Genomic DNA, 16,376 nt, shown 5'->3' with positions numbered 1-16,376 from the left:
AAGATAGCGAACCGTTCAGTTTAGAAAAGCGAAACGCGCCGTCATTCGTTGATTTTAACCGCCTCTTTCAGATCGCCAAGCCTCCAGCGCCGGATTTGTTGACGGGACACGCCGGGATGGCGGATTTGACGGCGCCGTTGGCGGCCTTCTGCGATAGTGCAATTCGCGCGCACCGAAATAGAAACTGACGATCGCCCCAAGTAGCCACCACATCGGCTCAGGCACGTAGTCCAGCCCCTTCATCCGCTCGGCAAAGGACAGCGGGTCGACCATAGCATAGACAAACATCCCGAGCGTACCGAGCGCTAGCATTGGCCTAGGAAGACGGTTGAGACCGTTCATCAACCTATCGAACCACCCGACGCGTCCGTATTGAAACTCGGCACCGTGCTGGCTGAGCGAGGCTGTGAAAGCCTCATGGCCCAATTCCATCTCCCGTGTTGCATTGGGGCGAAAGACCTCTGCAACGTCAACAACAGCGTCTGCTGCCGCCCCCACACCGCCGCCTAAAACCTTCGAGATCAGCCCCATGACGCCACCCGTTTGCGATGATCGGTGTCAGACAGGTGGTAGTGCGGCGACAGAAACTCCTCAGCCCGTTTGATCCATCCGCCTTTTCCGCCGTCGCGCCGTCGCGCATATTTCCGTGAGGCTGGCCGACGCTCCGCTAGATCGTAATAGTAGCTGCGCCGCGCAATTCCATATGCGTCTGCCATGTGATCGGGCGCGCCTTGGTACGCCGCATAGGCAGCTCGGATTGTGTGAGGGCCGATCACTCCGTCGACAGCGACATCTTGCCCCATATCGTTAAGAAGGCGTTGGAGCAGCTTGATCGCGTTCGTGCCGGAGTTCACCTGCATATCGAACACGCTCGCCTGAAGCGGTTGCGGTAGAGCATCGATACGAGGGTGAACAAAGTAGTGATCTATGAAGATCTCGACCGCCTGCTTTTCGGACAGGGCCTCGACATCCGCCTTTGTGATCCGTCCGTCTGCGTTCAAATCCAATCCCAAACGGCGCATCGTATGGAGGGTTACACCGTAGTTGGTAGGCCCGCCCGGATCGTCTGGATCGTTCACGTATCCGCCTTCTCGGCGAACGATGTCTTGCGCGATTTCGAATACAGTTTGCATCTTGGGCCTCCGCTGGAACGCGGGGCCGAAGGTGCGCCAAATAGCTTAACGGGGCGCTTAGCTACCGTTCGCCTCTTGGTAAACGCCCTGTTCTTTCAGCGCGTCGATGACCTCTACTGGCATGTATTTCTCGTCGTGTTTCGCTAATATTTCAGTGGCTTGAAAGACGCCTTGAATGTATCTTCCGGTCCCTACCATGCCTTGACCTTCTTCGAACAAGTCGGGAAGGATTCCTGTATACGCCACCTGCACCACTGCATTGCCATCGGTCACGTTGAACACGATCTCTTCGGATGCATTCACTTTCAGGCTGCCATCCTCGACCAGCCCGCCAATCCGAAACGTTTCTGTCTCAGCTGGTGGCGATTCAACGACTTGAGTTGGCGATCGGAAAAAATTGATTCCATCGCGAAGGGCGTAACCGATCAATCCGGTCGAAATCAACAAAGCCACCGCAGCAACTGCGATGACCTGAATACGACGTTTTTTCTTGAGGCCCTTCATGGCGCGGATCCTTTACGGGAACAGCGGGGCCATCATCAGCCCCTCGGTCTCTTCAAGACCTAACATCAAATTGGCGTTTTGCAACGCCTGACCCGATGAGCCTTTCGTGAGGTTGTCGAGCGCCGCGATCACGATTGCCCGCCCCTCGATACGATCACCCGTCACCCCGATATGAACGAAGTTCGCCCCGCGGGTCTCGTGGGTGGATGGGGCCTGTCCGAACGGCAGAATTACAACGAAGGGTTCGCCGCTATAGGCCTCCGCCAGCGTCGCGTGAATCTCCGCCGCGTCGCCTTTAACATAAACTGTCGCAAGGATGCCGCGGTTCATTGGCACCAGATGCGGGGTAAACTGAACCTTAACGTCCCGTCCGGCAATGGCAGAGAACTCTTGGTCGAACTCACCCAGATGCCGGTGCGTGCCGCCGATCGCGTAGGCATTGCTGCCCTCTGACAGCTCCGCATGGAGCAGATTTTCTTTCAAGGACCGCCCCGCGCCTGACACGCCTACTTTCAGGTCAAGGATGATGTCGTCCAGATCGATCACGCCAGCGGCAATCAACGGCCGCAAGGCAAATTGCCCGGTAGCGGCGTTACAGCCTGTTCCAGCAACCAACCGCGCGCCCGCGATGTCGTCGCGGTAGAACTCTGTCAGGCCGTAAACGGCTTCCTTCTGCATCTCCAAGGCTGCATGATCATTGCCGTACCACGTCTTATAGGCCTCTGGGTCGCGCAACCGGAAATCAGCGGACAGGTCGACGATCTTCAGCGTTTCAGGCAGTTTCAGGATAACTTCCTGCGAGGTTTTATGGGGGAGCGCACAGAAGCACAGATCGATTTCGCTGAAGTCAATCTCGTCGATGGTAACGAGAGTGGGTAAATCCAGATGCCGCAAATGCGGGAAGACGTCGGACATTTCCATGCCGGCTTTGCGATCGGCGGACAGGGCCGCGATGGTCAGAGACGGGTGTGTAGAGATCAACCGAACAAGTTCGGCGCCAGTGTATCCTGACGCACCAAGGATAGCGATTTTATGGGTCATGACAGACTCCGTATGAATTCATAGAAGGTTTAGAAGAAAGACGTGCGGGCGGCAATCAGGCCGCTTCAAACTTGATCTTTCGTCGCAAGAATTGCGTTGCGCGGTCGGTCACCTGCGCGGGATCACCTGTCGTCAGAAACTTGGTTTCTGTTCCTTTGCCCAGCATATTCGGGTGCCGCTTCAGGTAGTCGGCAAGACTTGCTGAAACCAGATTGGCCTGCGAGAACACTTTAACATCAGAACCGAGCGCGTCTTGAAAAGCTTTTTGCATCAACGGGTAATGCGTACATCCAAGAATTGCCGCTTGCGGATGGGGCATCCGCCGTTTCAGCGCATCCACATGAGAGCGCACCAGCGCCTCGGCCAGCATCTCGTCGCCGTCTTCCAGCGCGTCTACAAGGCCCCCGCAGGGTTGAGCCTCAACGTCGACACCAATCGCACGGAACGCCAGTTCGCGCTGGAACGCCCGCGACGCAACGGTCGCAGGGGTTGCGAACAAGGCCACATCGCGCACATCTACCTCACGGGGCGGGGAGTTATCGCCCCAGTTGCGTTCGGTTAGGGCTTCGATCATCGGGACGAAAACACCAAGCACACGCTTGTCAGTCGGTACCCAGCTTTCCTGCATCCGACGAAGTGCTGCGGCCGATGCCGTATTGCACGCCAAGATCACCAGATCGCAGCCTGCGTCAAACAAGGACTGGGTGGCCGCACAGGTCAGGTTAAAAATATCATCCGGTGTCCGCACACCGTAGGGCGTATTCGCGCTGTCGGCGAAATAGCAGACCGGCAGATCGGGCATGTCAGCCGCAATCTGGTCATAGACGGTCAAGCCGCCTAACCCACTGTCGAAAATACCTACTGCCATTAGCCTGCGCCGTTTGCTTTCTGCTTCCACCTATCCTCAAACTCGTAGCCATAGTCCAGCGAAGAGAGAGGTTCGGGCGCCAACTCGTATGTCGATCTGCGCAAAAAGTCCATCATCGCTTTGGGGTCTTTGTAATATGGCTCAAGAGCCTCTTTCGGGATTGGATCACCGATTACGACACGCACTGGTTCATCCACGCGGCGTTTAAATTCCTTAATCAGCAATGCCAGCCGCAAAGTCGGGTGCGCGTGACTTGCCAGTTGGAACAATCGAGAATTGGAACCGGCGAAGTAAATCGGCACAACGGCGGCCTCGGACTTGGCGATCAGCTTCGCGGTGAAGGTGCGCCATGCCGGATCTATAGGTTCGCCAAAAGGCTTGGCCGAGGTCGAAACCGTGCCGCCGGGAAACACCCCAACCGCGCCACCGTCCCCCAGATAGCTGAGCGCCTCTTTGCGCGTGGCGACGTTCTGCGCAACCGCCTCTTTCGACTGATCAAAACTGATCGGCAGAATGATCTTGTTGATATCCTCAGCCTTGCGAAAAACAGCATTGGCCAAAATCCGGAAATCCCCGCGCGTGTGGCTCAGGATATGGCCCATCATCAAGCCGTCGAGGATGCCGTAAGGATGGTTGGCTATTGTTATCAGCGGGCCAGTCGAGGGAATATTTGCCGGCGCTCCGCCCATCACCTCTAAGGTGAGGCCGTAGCGTTCGGTCATGACCTCCCAGAAATCTGCGCCGGCCGCGACCTCCTGCTCGTAGCCGCGCGCACGACGGATCATGCGAATGCGACCTGTGGTATTTTCCAGAACCCGAATAAGGGCGCGCCCGCCTCGTGATCGCGCCGCGTGCGCATAGCTAATCTCTCTTGGCGCCTGATTCATAGCGCGCGAGCCTCCGAGCAAATTCTTTAACAATATGACGGCACTTCAAGACAGTTTGGTAAAACTATCGATAGGGCACGCCCGGCAATATTGAGAGCATTTCGAACATAATGTTGGCAGCCGTCAATGCTGTGTTTCCGCTAGTGTCGTAAGGTGGCGCCACCTCCACGAGATCACAGCCAACAATCGGCAAACCCCGAAGGCCTCTGATCAGCTCCAGCGCCTGCGGCGTTGTCAGCCCGCCGATTTCCGGTGTTCCTGTGCCCGGCGCAATCGAGGGATCAAGACTGTCGATGTCGTAGGTGATATAGACCGGCCCCGCGCCCATGTTCTTTTTGATATGAGCGGCAAGAGGTGCGGTGGATTTGTGCCAAAGCTCCTGAGCCAAAGTCAGGTTGAAACCCCATTCCCGTGGTTCGTCGAAATCCTCAGCGGTGTAGCCCGTCCCGCGCAATCCGATCTGGTAGACATCAGTCGGGCGGAGCAGCCCCTCCTCATACGCACGGCGGAACACGGTGCCATGGGTCTCACGCTCCCCAAACATTTCGTCGTTCACATCGGCATGTGCGTCCACATGGACAAGGCCGACGGGCCCATGCTTTTTCGCAATGGCGCGCAGAATCGGGAGGGTAATTGTATGATCGCCACCAATGCTCATCGGGATAACGTCGTGCTTTAGAAGCGCGTCGTAATGCTCTGTAATAATACGAATACTTTCGCGTAGATTGAATGTGTTGATGGCCACATCACCTACATCCGCGCATTGCAGCGCGTCGAAGGGCGCTGCTCCAGTTTGCACAGCGTAAGGCCGGATCATCGCACTTTCATTGCGGACCTGTGCAGGTCCGAAACGTGTGCCAGACCGCCAACTCGACCCGTGATCCATTGGAATGCCCAGAAAGGCTACGTCTAGACCGTCTGCGCTGTCGACCCTGGGTAGTCGCATAAAGGTGCCCTGCCCGGCAAAGCGCGCAAGATCATTCCCAGAGACCGGTTGGTTTGGCATCACGCACGCTCCCGCTTGTTATAACAATAAAGACACATCAGTTCCGTTGCGATTTGCGCCCCCGCCACGGCAGTCGCCCCGCCAACGTCAAAAGGCGGTGATACTTCGACCACGTCGCCTCCGACCATGTTGAGCCCTTTCAGGTCTCGCAGGATATGCAAGGCCTGAGCAGAGCTAAGACCGCCAGAAACCGGCGTCCCTGTCCCAGGCGCAAAGGCTGGATCAAGACAATCGATATCGAAGGTCAAATAGGTCTGATTGTCCCCGATCACGTCTTTGATCTTCTTCACCACAGCGGCAGTTCCCGTCTCATGGACTTCACGGGCATCGATCACTGTGACCCCCATGTAGTCTTCGCAAACAGTTCGAATGCCAACCTGCACCGACCTTTCGGGAACGATTAGTCCCTCCTTGACGGCTTTATAGAACATAGTGCCGTGGTCGACGCGGGACATATCGTCATCAGGCCAAGTGTCCGAATGTGCATCAAATTGCAGCAAGGACAGCGGCCCGAATTTTTCGACATAGGCGCGCAGGATCGGGAAGGTGATGTAGTGGTCGCCGCCAAGGCAAAGTGAGCCCGCACCTGCATCCAAGATCGTAGAAATGTGCTTCGTGACAGCTTTAGGAAAGGCCGGTATGTCAGCATAATCAAATGCTAAATCGCCGTAATCAGCTATATTGAAGTCCGCGATGGGATCGATTTCCCACCCATAGGGTGGATCGAACGCCTGGAGCGAGGATTGTTCGCGAATGGCGCGCGGACCAAGGCGCGTTCCGGGCCGGTTCGTCACAGCCTGATCGAAAGGAATACCTGTCACGGCCAGATCTACGCCAGTTAGGTCCTTTGTGTAGGTGCGGCGCAGAAAACTAAGTGCACCGCCAAAGGCGTTCTCAAAACTTGCGCCTTTGTAGCCGTCGCGTGTCAACGCCTTATCTACTGCGGTCGAGGCTTCATTGAGTGCCATTATCCAATCCTCTCCCCGTTGCGAACCAACTGATCTGTGACCTCTTTGACAGAGGCTTCCAACGTCTCGGCGATAAAATCAATCTGAGATTTTGTAATGACCAACGGAGGCGACATTACATTCAGATGCCCCATCGGGCGCACCATAAGCCCGCGTGCCTCCGCTGCATCGGCAATGCGTTTCCCTACATCCAAATGATCCGGCAGCAGCGTCTTGGTTGTTTTGTCTGCCACGCTTTCAACGCAGAGCATCAGCTTGCGCCCGCGCACATCGCCGATCAATGGAAGGCCTTCCAGAACGCTTAGGCGATCCTCAAAATATTGCCCTACATCGGTGGCGTGCGAAAGAAGATCCTCCCTCTCGATGATTTCGATATTCTTCAGGGAGGCTGCGCAGGCGACGGGATGGCCCGCATAAGTAAATCCAGAGGCATACCACCGGTCGCCCTGCATAGCGTCCCATATTCTGTCAGAAAATATCATTGCTCCAATGGGTTGGTAGCCAGAGCTAAGGCCTTTGGCACAGCAAATGATATCTGGTTGAGCGCCGAACTCGTCCCAAGAGGCGAACCAGTGCCCCAAGCGACCGAAGCCTGTCACAACCTCATCGGCAATGAACAGGATGTCGTGTTTGTGGCAAACTGCGGCTATGCGTTTGAGATAGTCCTTTGGTGGCACCACGACACCGCCGGACGCCTGTATTGGTTCAGCGAAGAAGCCGCCGATCTTTTCCGGCCCGATCTCAGCGATCTTTGCTTCGAATTCGCCGACCAGATCGTCGCAAAACTCGGCTTCGCTGCGCTCCCCAATCGCACGGTAGCAATCGGGCGCGCTGATATGGTGAATGCCTTTCGTTGCATATTCAAACTCTGGCATCTTGTCGCCAGCGCGCTTGCCGATGGAGATCGTCGCATAAGTAGAGCCATGGTAGGAACTGTCTCGTGCGATCACTTGCGTTTTTTCGGGTCGACCGGCGCACCGCTGGTAATAGGCAACCATCCGATAGGCACTGTCCACGGCGGTTGAACCGCCGGTGGTCAAGTGGACATGATTCAAATCACCTGGTGCGAGATCTGCCAGCTTGGCGCTCAGCAAGGCAGCGGGCCCGTTGGTCATATCCACGAAGGTGTTACAGAACGCCAATTTCTCGGCCTGGGCGGCGATCACTTCGCCCATCTCGCGTCGTCCAAGGCCGATATTGGTGCACCACAACCCGCCGACCGCATCCAGATACTCTCGCCCGTCCGTGTCCCATAATGAGCAGCCAGAGCCGCGCTCGATGACCAAGGGACCATCGCGCACGAAGCTTTCAAAATGAGTCCAAGGGTGAAGGGAATGGGCCGTGTCGAGGGCCGCAATGTCCAGATTGGTGTCCGTGGTCATAAGTGCTCCTGACTCCACAATATGGCCAACCTGCCCCTGCGTCCGTGACATTGCAAGGCTTGCGCCTATGTTGATCGACAGGCACACAGACATCGCAGCAGAAAAGACGAAGGCCATCATGACCACACCGGAACGAATGCAGCTTCGCGAAGAGTTTCTTGAAGCGATGAGCCAGCTTGTATCGTCTGTCACTATCGTGACAACGGATGGACCAGCGGGTGCGGCAGGGGCGACCGTGTCGGCGATGACTTCGGTGTCCGCAGACGGTGATACGCCGACGATGCTGGTTTGCCTGCATCACGAAACCACAGCCGCGCCGGCCATTCTGGCGAACCGGTGTTTTTGCATTAATGTCCTCGGCGCCGATCAGGTCGAGATTGCGAATGTATTCGCGAGCCGCGCTGCTGCTCCGGGTGGGGATAAGTTCGCAGCTGGCCCGTTCGAGCCGATGCAGACCGGCGCACCGGGATTGACGACAGCACTGGCACGTTTCGACTGCAAACTGCTGTCTGACGAAAGGATTGGCACACACCACGTCATGATCGGCGCGGTGTGCAAAGTTTCGGGGCTGGACGGCAAACCGTTGCTCTATGGCAATCGGGCCTATCAGGCCTTGGCTTAAAGCGGCTGCGCTGTCTCCACGAGCTTGGCAAAGAACGACGCGCCGATTGGGGCGATCTCATCGTTGAAGTTGTAGTTCGGGTTGTGCAGCCCCGCTTCGGTGCCTTGTCCTAGGAACAAGTAGGCACCGGGACGTTTTTCGAGCATATAAGCGAAGTCCTCCGCCCCCATTTCGCGGCCAGCGTGATCATTCACGGCACTCTCGCCTGCAACCTGTCGGGCTACATCTGCTGCGAAGGAGGCCTTGTCGGCGTCATTTACCGTGGCTGGGTAGCCCCGTTCATACACAAGCTTTGCGGTGACATCGTAACTGGCGGCCTGCCCCGCAACGATCTCGCCCAATCGGCGCTCCACCATATCTTGGACTGACGGGTCGAACGTTCGCACGGTGCCGTTGATATAGGCCGTGTCGGGGATCACATTATCCGCAGAGCCTGTGTGGATTTGTGTCACCGAAACCACCAAGTCGTCGAGAGACTTGTGATTACGCGAAACGATGGTCTGTATGGCGTTGCAAATGCCAAGTGTCGCCGTGATCGGATCTTTGGTGTCTTGCGGATAGGCGCCGTGCCCTCCGACTCCAGTCACATGTATATGGAACGTGTCCACCGCCGCCATGATCGGGCCGCCTGTGGTAACAAAGGACCCGAAGGCTTCGTGCGGGCTGTTGTGAAGCGCGTATACCTCGGCAATGTCGAACCGCTCCATGATGCCTTCCTCGACCATGACGCCAGCCCCGCCGCCGCCTTCTTCCGCGGGTTGGAAAATCAACGCAACGCGCCCTTTGAAATTGCGCGTCTCGGCAAGGTACTTGGCTGCCCCAAGCAGCATCGTCGTGTGCCCATCATGCCCGCACGCGTGCATCTTTCCCGGAACTGTGGAGGCGTAATCCAGGCCCGTTGTTTCCTGCATTGGCAACGCATCCATATCCGCGCGCAGTCCAATCGTGGGGCCTTCGCCCTGCCCGTCAATGATGGCCACGACGCCACTGGTGGCAATCCCTTCGTGGATGTCGGTGATCCCGAATTCCTTGAGCCGTTCAACCACAAAAGCAGCCGTCTGATGACATTCAAACTGCAATTCAGGATGCTGATGCATCCAGCGCCGCCATGTCTTCATATCCTCTGCGTAGTCGGCAATGCGGTTCACGGGTGGCATGGGGGCGCTCCTTCTGGTTATCTGCGCTCACGTTCCACCAAACACGAAGGCGCTGCAATGCCCGATCTTGTCCACGATGCCACCCAGCCGATGCCGCGCCTGATCGAGATTATGCGCCGCCTGCGCGACCCTGACCGCGGTTGCCCTTGGGATATCGAGCAGGACTTCGCCAGCATCGCCCCCTACACGATTGAGGAGGCATACGAAGTTGCCGACGCAATCGAGCGTGGAGACTGGCAAGAGCTGGAGGGTGAACTGGGCGATCTGTTGTTGCAAACCGTCTACCACACCCAAATGGGGACAGAGGCAGGGCTGTTCGATTTTGCCTCGGTTGCCAATGCGATTTCCGACAAGATGATTGCCCGCCATCCGCATGTGTTCGGCGACGAGAGTCGCAACAAGTCCGCCGAACAGCAGGTCGCGGATTGGGAGAAGATCAAAGCAGCGGAGCGCGCAGGCAAAAAGCAAGGCGGGACACTGGACGGGGTTGCTGTCGGGTTGCCGGCGTTGCTGAGGGCGCTGAAGCTTCAAAAACGGGCCGCGCGGGTCGGATTTGATTGGCCCTCTACCGACGAGGTTCTTGATAAGATCGTTGAGGAATCGCGCGAACTGGTTGAGGCGCGCGATATGCTTACCCAAACCGAAATCGAAGAAGAGTTCGGCGATCTCCTTTTCGTAATGGCTAATCTCGGGCGACATCTTGGTTTGGATCCGGAAGCCGCCTTGCGGGCCGCCAATGCCAAATTTGTCCGCCGTTTCGAGGGCGTTGAGGCCAAACTGAAAGCCCGAGGGAAAACGCCCGCCCAATCCGATCTCGCCGAAATGGACGCGCTGTGGGATGAGGTTAAAGCGGACGCAAGAAACGCCTGAACCCTAAGTGTTCCAACATACTGCGCACCGCAGGCGTAAAAGCTACCGGGCCTTGAACAGGCTTCCCATTATGCCCCTGACGATTGCGGTTCCGGCTTTGGTGCCAATGGATCTCATCATCGATTTTGCGAAAGCCTCGCCCGCGCTGTCGCCGCGGCGTTTCCTGGTCGTTTTAGAGGTTGAGCGATTCACCCGGGTTCCCGAGTAGCGCCGTGCGGTTTGATATTCCCGCTCGCGTGCTTCAAGCTCGTCTTCCTTGGCTTCGGCTTCCTCAGCGGCTTTAGCCGCGTCTTCGGCCCGTTTCGCCAGCATTTCAAAGGCTGACTCGCGGTCCAGCGTCGTTTCGTATTTTCCTGCGACAGGCGATGTGGCGATGATCGCGCGGCGCTCTTTGTCTGAGATGGGCCCAAGCTGCGAAGATGGCGGCCGGATCAAGGTCCGCTCTACCATTCCGGGAATGCCCTTTTTTATCAGAAACGAGGTCACTGCTTCGCCGACGCCGACTTCCTTGATCGCGTCTTCCACGTCAAAGCGCGGGTTCTCGCGATAGGTATCGGCTGCCGACCGGAGGTCTTTCTGATCCTTGCGCGTAAATGCGCGCAATGCATGCTGAACGCGGTTACCGAGTTGCCCCAGAATATCTTCAGGCACATCGGCTGGTTTCTGGGTGATGAAATACACGCCCACGCCCTTGGAACGGATGAGACGCGCGACCTGCTCAACCTTGTCGACCAAAGCTTTCGGCGCGCCGTCAAACAGCAAATGCGCCTCGTCAAAGAAAAACACGAAGATCGGTTTGTCGGGATCACCCACTTCTGGCAGCGTTTCGAACAGTTCCGACAGCAGCCACAAAAGGAATGTCGCGTAGAGCTTCGGCGCTGACATCAACTTGTCGGCTGCGAGCACGTTAATCTGGCCGCGCCCGTCAGCGTCTACATGGAACATGTCTTCTAGATCGAGCGCGGGTTCCCCAAAGAAATCACCGGCACCTTGGTTCTCAAGTACCAGCAAGCGTCGCTGGATCGCTCCGACCGACTGAGAGGATACGAACCCGTAACGTAGCGCCAGGGACTTGGCGTTCTGACCGATCCAGACCAAGAGGGATTGCAGGTCTTTCAAGTCGAGGAGCGGCAGGCCTTCCTCGTCAGCGACCCTGAACGCAATGTTCAAGATCCCTTCCTGCGCTTCGGATAGCTCCAGCAAGCGCGACAACAGGAGCGGCCCCATTTCGCTGACAGTCGTGCGGACGGGATGCCCGCTTTCGCCATACATGTCCCAGAAAGTTACAGGAAAGGAGTCGTAGGCGTAATCGTCAAAACCAATTTTCGCCGCCCGCTCCATGAATGCGCCGTGCAACTTGTGTGTCTCGGAGCCTGCCGCCGCGAGGCCGGACAAGTCGCCCTTCACATCCGACATGAAAACGGGAACACCTGCGTTGGAGAGGCTTTCAGCAAGGATCTGAAGCGTCACCGTTTTACCGGTGCCTGTCGCACCTGCAATCAGGCCGTGACGGTTGGCATATTTCAGCAAAAGCTCCTGCGGCTCAGAATAGCCCTCGCCGCCGCCGCCCACAAAAACGTTGTCCGTGTCTGCCATGATAGTCCCTCAATTCGATCGTTCGCAGTTTAGTTCGGCGCCACAATAGCTTGTTAACGTCCATGTGCCAGTATGAACGTCATGTTGATGCGTCGTTGCTACGGCGCTTGGCATGACTTCCTCCCTGTCGACTGGGCCGTGTCTTCTTGACACGGCCTTTTTTTTGCGACCCATCAAATGTGAACAGATTGTCGCAGGTTTCCTGTTGACCCATGCGAATTCGCCGCTTAGTCTTCGCTACATAAGTCGGCCTAGTCCGACAGGGAGAAAAAATTCTAGAAAAAGGGTCTGCTTGCGGACCCTTTTTTGTTTTCAGCGACGATCGGCGGAAATTACCCCATGCATCTGCACAAATGCGTTTTCCGGCCTGACAGTGCTGGCAGCGCATGCTAAACCGCTTTCAATATCAAAATTGAGCAACAGGTCCCCATGTCTGAGTATTTGAAATCCATGTTAATTGGCGCCGCATTGAGCGCCGTCTTTGCCGGTGGCGCAATCGCGCAAACCACAACCGAGCCCGCCGCCGAAGCGCCTGCCGCCGAAGCGCCAGCAGCTGAGGCCCCCGCTGCCGAAGCCCCCGCGACAGAGACTCCACGTGCGGATGGTCTGAGCACGGGCGCGGACGTTGTTGAGGTCGGCAAAACCTACCGTGTGTCCGAACATGGTGATTGGGAACTGCGCTGCATCAAAGCGCCAGAGGGCACCAAAGACCCATGCCAGCTTTATCAATTGTTGGAAGATCAGCAGGGCAATTCTGTTGCAGAGATCAATCTGTTCAACCTGCCTCAAGATGACAAACTGGCGGCGGGTGCCACGATTGTCACCCCTCTTGAAACCCTGCTGACCCAGAACGTGCTTTTGTCTGTAGATGGCGGTAAAGCAAAGGTTTATCCGTTTACCTTCTGCACAACCATCGGGTGCTTCTCCCGCGTTGGGTTCACCGCAGGTGATGTGGCTGGCTTCAAGGCTGGCAACTCTGCCAAGATCGTGGTTGTGCCAGCACAGGCACCTGATCAGAAGGTCGAGTTGACCATGTCGCTGAAAGGCTTCACGGCAGGCTTCGATGCCGTGATCGCAGCGACAGCCAACTGATCGCTCAGAAAGACATCTAGATTTGAACGCCGCCGCTTCGAAAAGCTGGCGGCGTTTTTTATTGGAGTGTCCAATTTTGCTTAGGGCGAAACCCGCGCCTTTCGCCCGCCGCGCCGTGTTGCCTTTGGCTTCGCGGCCAAGCCGTCGTTCAAAACAACTGTCATAGGGTGATCTGCTGGCATGTCACCATAGGCGGCGAGCAACTGGGTAATGGCCTCGTGGCTGTCTTGAGACTGAGGAAGGTTTATCGCCCAATCCAGAAAGATCGACCGGCATTCGCCTGCAGTAATTCCTTCGATCCGATAGGCTTCGCGAATGAGGCCCTTGCGGTCAATTTTGCTCAAATCCATCTGCTGCTCCGATAAGCGTGTGTCGACTCACTCCTAGCACACAGACCTGTCTAGGCCAGAACCTGTTCCACCACTTCAGCGGCTTGTTTGCGACACTCCGCAATACGGTCTCTTAGCTCGTCCATCGTATCGCAGCCGCAATCCCGCAGGAGCATCGAGATGCCACCCGCCCCAAGTGCCTCCGGCGACAGTTCTTTGTCCGAGACCAACCGCGCACCCATTTGAACGCAGGAAAAGACTGAATGTGCGCCAGTTAGTATTTGAAATTGCGCCTCTGTTAGCTGGCCTTGATCCAATGCATGTCTGAGTTGTGGCACGATCTGGCGTTCGTTGCCTTTAGAGATCAAGCTAAGCGCTTGGCTCAGCAACTCAATGTCCTGCCGTCCACCAGCACCTGATTTCACATCCCATGGCCCAACCCTCCCGGTCGCCTCGGCCAGTCTTACACGCATCTCTTGCGTCTCTTGTATGATCTTTGACGCGTCATAGCTTGATGCCAGGATAGAGCAACGTACGGCCTCGACATCCTCTTGCAATGACCGATCGCCAGCAACAGCCCGTGCGCGCGTCAGGGCAAGGTGTTCCCAGACCCACGCGTCATTCATCTGATAACTCTTAAACGCCTCAAGAGATGTCGCGACGGGTCCAGATTGGCCAGACGGCCGAAGCCGCAGGTCAACTTCGTAAAGGCGGCCTTCGGCCATTGGCGCTGTAAGTGCCGTGACAAAAGCTTGCGTGAAGCGCGCATAATAGGTGCGCGTCTCCAACGGTCTGCGCCCGTCCGAACTCGCCACACCGGCGGGATCATAGATGACGATGAGATCAAGGTCGGACTGAGCTGTTAGGGAGGCAGCCCCCGCTGACCCCATCGCAAGGATCATTGCGCCGCGCCCCGGCGGCGACCCGTGCTTGCGCGTGAACTCTGCTTCGACCACGGGCATCAAAGCCCCAAGCGTTGCATCGGCGAGGTCGGCATATTGCTCACTCGCTTCATCTGGGCCAATGAGCCCTTGCAGGTGGTGAACACCGACACGGAAATGCCATTCCTTTTGCCAGCGCCGCGCCGCATCAAGCCGACCTTCGTAGTCCGAAATGGCCTCGATCTTTTTGACGAGCAGTTTTGTCAGACCCTCTACGCCCAACCAGGGCGCAAAGAAGTCGCCGCCAATGACGGCATCAAGGACTGCGGAATTACGCGACAGATACGTCGCCAATGCGGGCGACGTTGCGCAAATGTCGACGATCAGTTTGGTCAGTTGGGGGTTCGCGTCAAAAAGCGAGAAGACCTGAACACCTGCGGGCAGACCGGACAAAAAGCGTTCGAACTCCGCCATCGCTTCGGGTGGGCGGGTCGCTTGCGCCATTTGCTTGAGAATGGTTGGGAAAACGCGTTTGAACAGAGTGACAGATCGCTCGGACCGTAACGCGGGCAAGCTGCGCCACTGCTCCAGATACGCGCTTGGGGAGGCCAGCCCTTCGGTTTCAGGCGCATCTTCTGCTTCGTCTGGAGCAAAGAAGCTGTCGGTAACGTCTGCAACCTCTTCTAGTCGTGCGAGCAAACCTGCACGAAAGACCGATGGATCCGCCTCACCCATGAACCGTGACAAGCGCAGAAATCCACTTTCGCCTTTTGGCAATTCATGCGTCTGCGCGTCGCCAATCATCTGCAACCGGTGTTCCACCTCACGGTGAGCTATGTAAGCGGCCTGAAGCCTGTCAGATGCGTCTTTCGGAACCCATCCCGCGTCAACGAGACGATCCAGCCCCTCGCGTGTGCCGCGCACCCGAAGGCTTGGGTCTCTCCCTCCGGCGATCAGCTGGCGGGTCTGGGTGAAGAACTCGATTTCACGAATGCCGCCTGCCCCAAGTTTCATGTTGTGGCCATCCAGCTTCATCGCTCCGCCCAAGCCTTTATGACTGCGGATTTTGAGGCGCATGTCATGCGCATCCTCAATCGCCGCAAAGTCGAGATGCTTTCGCCAGATGAACGGGCTGAGGCGTTCGAGAAAACGATTGCCAGCTTTCAAATCGCCTGCACTGGGCCGTGCTTTGATGAAAGCCGCGCGCTCCCACGTGCGCCCCACGCTTTCGTAATACCGCTCTGCCGCTTCCATAGCGATGCAGACAGGCGTGACGGACGCATCTGGGCGCAATCTGAGATCTGAGCGAAAGACGTAACCCTCAGCCGTGACATCAGACATCAGGCCCATAAGCGCACGAGTAATTTTAACGAATGTGGTTCTGACCTCAAGGTAGTCGTCGGGGTAGAACCGGCTTTCGTCAAACAAACAGATGAGATCGATGTCTGATGAGTAGTTCAGCTCGAAGGCGCCCATTTTGCCCATCGCCAGAACGCACATCCCTGCCCCCGTTTCAGCATCGGCCTCTGTTTGCCCCGGTATCTTCCCGCGGGCGATCTGTGCCGCTGTAAGATCGGTCAAGCCACGCTGCAAGCAACGGTCTGCAAGTTCGGTCAACGCTGTGGTGACAGTTTCCAGAGGCCAGACCCCGCCAATATCCGCAAGTGCAGCCAGCAAGGCGATCCGCCGTTTTGACTGACGAAAAACGTCTTTCAAGTCGCCGTCCGTATGCGCGATGCTCTGCCAGACTTCATCACGCAAATCCTCAGCGCTCTGGCTGACCAAACGAGCAATCCAATCCGCCTCCCGTGCCAAGAGACCAGCCAGATAAGGGCTGCACCCAGCCGTGTTCACCATAAGCGTCATTAGCGGTTCAGGAAGCCCCGCGAAACGCACCTGCGCCTCAGCGCAGCGTTCGGGGTTATGCGGCAGCGGGTGCCGTGTGATCAGGTCAGCGAATGTCATGCTCACACGATGGAAGTCGCAGCCGCCGCCGTCAACTGGTGCTTGCAGCACCGCATCCTAGCCGTAAAACTGTTG

Annotated in this window: 16 protein-coding genes; 3 read left to right on the top strand and 13 right to left on the bottom strand. The window is 56.9% G+C overall.

The features are described from left to right. Nucleotides 1-54: 54 nt before the first annotated feature. The 9 genes from BM352_RS12195 to BM352_RS12155 form a co-directional block, all read right to left on the bottom strand. Nucleotides 55-531 (bottom strand): holin family protein, encoded by a 477-nt coding sequence (locus BM352_RS12195; protein WP_090217177.1) that lies wholly within the window; start codon nt 529-531, stop codon nt 55-57. Further along, the gene (locus BM352_RS12190) at nt 522-1,133 is read right to left on the bottom strand and encodes a holin-associated N-acetylmuramidase (RefSeq protein WP_090217175.1); all 612 of its coding nucleotides are present in this window, start codon (nt 1,131-1,133) and stop codon (nt 522-524) included. Before BM352_RS12190 ends, BM352_RS12195 begins: the two co-directional genes overlap by 10 nt. Before the next feature lie 57 nt (nt 1,134-1,190). Further along, nucleotides 1,191-1,637, bottom strand: a complete 447-nt coding sequence (ccmE, locus tag BM352_RS12185) for a cytochrome c maturation protein CcmE (RefSeq protein ID WP_090217173.1) — start codon at nt 1,635-1,637, stop codon at nt 1,191-1,193. A gap of 12 nt (nt 1,638-1,649) precedes the next feature. Continuing rightward, nucleotides 1,650-2,678, bottom strand: coding sequence for an N-acetyl-gamma-glutamyl-phosphate reductase (gene argC, locus BM352_RS12180; protein WP_090217171.1), 1,029 nt, complete (start codon nt 2,676-2,678; stop codon nt 1,650-1,652). 55 nt (nt 2,679-2,733) lie between these two features. Further along, the gene (locus BM352_RS12175) at nt 2,734-3,546 is read right to left on the bottom strand and encodes a glutamate racemase (protein WP_090217169.1); all 813 of its coding nucleotides are present in this window, start codon (nt 3,544-3,546) and stop codon (nt 2,734-2,736) included. Next, nucleotides 3,546-4,433 (bottom strand): lysophospholipid acyltransferase family protein, encoded by an 888-nt coding sequence (locus tag BM352_RS12170; protein ID WP_090217166.1) that lies wholly within the window; start codon nt 4,431-4,433, stop codon nt 3,546-3,548. The genes BM352_RS12175 and BM352_RS12170 overlap by 1 nt, the downstream gene beginning before the upstream one ends. 64 nt (nt 4,434-4,497) lie before the next feature. Then, nucleotides 4,498-5,439: an agmatinase gene (speB, locus tag BM352_RS12165; protein WP_090217163.1), complete on the bottom strand. Its 942-nt coding sequence runs from the start codon at nt 5,437-5,439 to the stop codon at nt 4,498-4,500. After that, nucleotides 5,439-6,407 carry an agmatinase gene (speB, locus tag BM352_RS12160; protein WP_090217161.1) on the bottom strand — a complete coding sequence of 323 codons (969 nt, stop codon included), beginning with the start codon at nt 6,405-6,407 and terminating at the stop codon, nt 5,439-5,441. Before speB (BM352_RS12160) ends, speB (BM352_RS12165) begins: the two co-directional genes overlap by 1 nt. After that, a complete protein-coding gene (locus BM352_RS12155; protein WP_090217159.1) occupies nt 6,407-7,789 on the bottom strand; it encodes an aminotransferase in 1,383 nt (460 codons plus the stop codon). The genes speB (BM352_RS12160) and BM352_RS12155 overlap by 1 nt, the downstream gene beginning before the upstream one ends. 67 nt (nt 7,790-7,856) lie before the next feature. On the opposite strand from BM352_RS12155, the gene BM352_RS12150 reads away from it, so the two are divergent. Then, nucleotides 7,857-8,411: a flavin reductase family protein gene (locus BM352_RS12150; protein WP_217643017.1), complete on the top strand. Its 555-nt coding sequence runs from the start codon at nt 7,857-7,859 to the stop codon at nt 8,409-8,411. Here the strand turns inward: BM352_RS12150 and BM352_RS12145 are convergent. Then, nucleotides 8,408-9,568: a M20 aminoacylase family protein gene (locus tag BM352_RS12145; protein ID WP_090217156.1), complete on the bottom strand. Its 1,161-nt coding sequence runs from the start codon at nt 9,566-9,568 to the stop codon at nt 8,408-8,410. The two genes, BM352_RS12150 and BM352_RS12145, sit on opposite strands and share 4 nt — an antisense overlap. Nucleotides 9,569-9,625: 57 nt before the next feature. Here BM352_RS12145 and mazG point away from each other — a divergent pair, with 57 nt between their 5' ends. Beyond that, nucleotides 9,626-10,438 carry a nucleoside triphosphate pyrophosphohydrolase gene (gene mazG / locus BM352_RS12140; RefSeq protein WP_090217153.1) on the top strand — a complete coding sequence of 271 codons (813 nt, stop codon included), beginning with the start codon at nt 9,626-9,628 and terminating at the stop codon, nt 10,436-10,438. 42 nt (nt 10,439-10,480) lie between these two features. Here the strand turns inward: mazG and BM352_RS12135 are convergent, their stop codons facing one another. Then, a complete protein-coding gene (locus BM352_RS12135) occupies nt 10,481-12,034 on the bottom strand; it encodes a helicase HerA-like domain-containing protein (RefSeq protein ID WP_090217151.1) in 1,554 nt (517 codons plus the stop codon). A gap of 429 nt (nt 12,035-12,463) precedes the next feature. Here BM352_RS12135 and BM352_RS12130 point away from each other — a divergent pair, with 429 nt between their 5' ends. Then, complete coding sequence (locus tag BM352_RS12130; protein WP_090217149.1) at nt 12,464-13,126, top strand: invasion associated locus B family protein; 663 nt, start codon at nt 12,464-12,466, stop codon at nt 13,124-13,126. An 80-nt stretch (nt 13,127-13,206) separates the two neighbouring features. Here the strand turns inward: BM352_RS12130 and BM352_RS12125 are convergent, their stop codons facing one another. Further along, nucleotides 13,207-13,476, bottom strand: coding sequence for a hypothetical protein (locus tag BM352_RS12125; protein ID WP_090217147.1), 270 nt, complete (start codon nt 13,474-13,476; stop codon nt 13,207-13,209). 50 nt (nt 13,477-13,526) lie between these two features. Continuing rightward, on the bottom strand, nt 13,527-16,301 hold the full coding sequence (locus BM352_RS12120; RefSeq protein WP_090220223.1) for a bifunctional [glutamate--ammonia ligase]-adenylyl-L-tyrosine phosphorylase/[glutamate--ammonia-ligase] adenylyltransferase: 2,775 nt from the start codon (nt 16,299-16,301) through the stop codon (nt 13,527-13,529). Nucleotides 16,302-16,376 lie beyond the last annotated feature (75 nt).

The organism is Litoreibacter janthinus (assembly GCF_900111945.1).
Lineage (GTDB): Bacteria > Pseudomonadota > Alphaproteobacteria > Rhodobacterales > Rhodobacteraceae > Litoreibacter > Litoreibacter janthinus.
The sequence above is the reverse complement of the archived record's forward strand: the minus strand, read 5'-3'. Positions and strand labels throughout refer to the sequence as shown.

What these genes read in the sequence shown, in the direction of transcription:
- BM352_RS12195 (WP_090217177.1), bottom strand. Translation starts at nt 531, where the DNA reads ATGGGGCTGATCTCGAAGGTTTTAGGCGGCGGTGTGGGGGCGGCAGCA.
- BM352_RS12190 (WP_090217175.1), bottom strand. Translation starts at nt 1,133, where the DNA reads ATGCAAACTGTATTCGAAATCGCGCAAGACATCGTTCGCCGAGAAGGC.
- ccmE (WP_090217173.1), bottom strand. Translation starts at nt 1,637, where the DNA reads ATGAAGGGCCTCAAGAAAAAACGTCGTATTCAGGTCATCGCAGTTGCT.
- argC (WP_090217171.1), bottom strand. Translation starts at nt 2,678, where the DNA reads ATGACCCATAAAATCGCTATCCTTGGTGCGTCAGGATACACTGGCGCC.
- BM352_RS12175 (WP_090217169.1), bottom strand. Translation starts at nt 3,546, where the DNA reads ATGGCAGTAGGTATTTTCGACAGTGGGTTAGGCGGCTTGACCGTCTAT.
- BM352_RS12170 (WP_090217166.1), bottom strand. Translation starts at nt 4,433, where the DNA reads ATGAATCAGGCGCCAAGAGAGATTAGCTATGCGCACGCGGCGCGATCA.
- speB (WP_090217163.1), bottom strand. Translation starts at nt 5,439, where the DNA reads ATGCCAAACCAACCGGTCTCTGGGAATGATCTTGCGCGCTTTGCCGGG.
- speB (WP_090217161.1), bottom strand. Translation starts at nt 6,407, where the DNA reads ATGGCACTCAATGAAGCCTCGACCGCAGTAGATAAGGCGTTGACACGC.
- BM352_RS12155 (WP_090217159.1), bottom strand. Translation starts at nt 7,789, where the DNA reads ATGACCACGGACACCAATCTGGACATTGCGGCCCTCGACACGGCCCAT.
- BM352_RS12150 (WP_217643017.1), top strand. Translation starts at nt 7,857, where the DNA reads ATGTTGATCGACAGGCACACAGACATCGCAGCAGAAAAGACGAAGGCC.
- BM352_RS12145 (WP_090217156.1), bottom strand. Translation starts at nt 9,568, where the DNA reads ATGCCACCCGTGAACCGCATTGCCGACTACGCAGAGGATATGAAGACA.
- mazG (WP_090217153.1), top strand. Translation starts at nt 9,626, where the DNA reads ATGCCCGATCTTGTCCACGATGCCACCCAGCCGATGCCGCGCCTGATC.
- BM352_RS12135 (WP_090217151.1), bottom strand. Translation starts at nt 12,034, where the DNA reads ATGGCAGACACGGACAACGTTTTTGTGGGCGGCGGCGGCGAGGGCTAT.
- BM352_RS12130 (WP_090217149.1), top strand. Translation starts at nt 12,464, where the DNA reads ATGTCTGAGTATTTGAAATCCATGTTAATTGGCGCCGCATTGAGCGCC.
- BM352_RS12125 (WP_090217147.1), bottom strand. Translation starts at nt 13,476, where the DNA reads ATGGATTTGAGCAAAATTGACCGCAAGGGCCTCATTCGCGAAGCCTAT.
- BM352_RS12120 (WP_090220223.1), bottom strand. Translation starts at nt 16,301, where the DNA reads ATGACATTCGCTGACCTGATCACACGGCACCCGCTGCCGCATAACCCC.